The organism is Actinoplanes awajinensis subsp. mycoplanecinus (assembly GCF_001509495.1).
GTDB classification, from domain to species: Bacteria; Actinomycetota; Actinomycetes; order Mycobacteriales; family Micromonosporaceae; genus Actinoplanes; species Actinoplanes palleronii.
In genome coordinates this window covers 1-1,031 of the sequence record NZ_LLZH01000123.1, presented here as the reverse complement: position 1 = coordinate 1,031, position 1,031 = coordinate 1, and the positions used below count along the sequence as shown (strand labels likewise).

Below are 1,031 nucleotides of genomic sequence, written 5' to 3'. Positions count from 1 at the left end.
TGCCTGGGGTGCCGCTTCTGCCTGGGGTGCCGGTTCGGTCCGGGGTGCCGCTTCGGTCCGGGGTGCCGGCTCGGCCGGGGGTGGGGGGGTGGTGCGGGCTGCCGAGGTGGTGGGTGCGGCCGGTGGCGGGCTGTCGTCGGGCTCGCCGGGCTGCGTGATGAAGCGGGTGCGGCCGGAGCGGGGCGGGCTCGCCTGGGCTGCGGGCTCGGCCGGCGGGCTCGCCTGGGCTGCGGGCTCGGCGTTCGGGCCCGCCTGGTGCGGGACGGTGGGCGCGGAGGTCCTGGCGGTCCCGGTGGACGGAGCGGAGGCGGGCGGGGTTGCCGGGGACGGTGCTGACCTGGCGGGGTCGGACGGGTCGTCGAGGGCCAGGTCGATCAGGGCGTCCGGGTCGGGGCTCGACTCGGTTGAGCTGCGCTGTGCGGGCGGACGGCCGGTGGGGGTGGACTCGTACGCCGGAGTGGTGGTTTCGGGGTCGACCGTTGCTGTCGTGGCGCCGGAGCGCTTGCGGGGGCTGGGTCGTGAGCCGGGCGGGCGGGGGCCGGTGATCCGGCTCGCGGCGGCACCGGTGGCCAGGCCGGCGGCGAAGGCTGCCTCGGGCTGGTGGCCGGGCGCCTGAGGCTGGTGGCCGGTCGCCTCAGGCTGGTGGCCGGGCGCCTCCGGACCGGGCGGCGGCGAATACCCGGTGCCGGGCGAGTCGGTGGACGTGACCGATTCTGACCGCGTCGACGGCCGTTCCGGCGTGACCGGACCGGAGGCGGCACCGGACGACGCCGGTTGCTCGTACCCGGAAGGGGTGCTGGGTGAAGCGGACCTGGAGCTGCGGGGCGGCGTGGGGCCGGCGGTGGGTGGCGGTGGGTAGTCGGTGCCGTCCGGGACCGAGGCGGTGGGTGCCGCGGGTCCGGGCGGGGGCGGGGAGTAGAAGCCGGCCGGGGGGGTGGGGCGGCGGGGGGGGGGGGGGGCCGGGGGGGGGGGGGGGGGGGGGGCCCGGGGGGGGGGGGGGGGGGGGGGGGGGGGGGGGGGGGGGGGGAGGG

General features: G+C 80.3%; 1 protein-coding gene and 1 pseudogene. Both read left to right on the top strand.

Annotated features, from left to right (window positions below):
- Positions 1-616 (top strand): annotated as a pseudogene (locus tag ADL15_RS16980) (hypothetical protein); the annotation flags it as partial.
- 87 nt (positions 617-703) lie between these two features.
- Positions 704-859 (top strand): hypothetical protein, encoded by a 156-nt coding sequence (locus ADL15_RS54185; RefSeq protein WP_198170824.1) that lies wholly within the window; start codon positions 704-706, stop codon positions 857-859.
- Positions 860-1,031 lie beyond the last annotated feature (172 nt).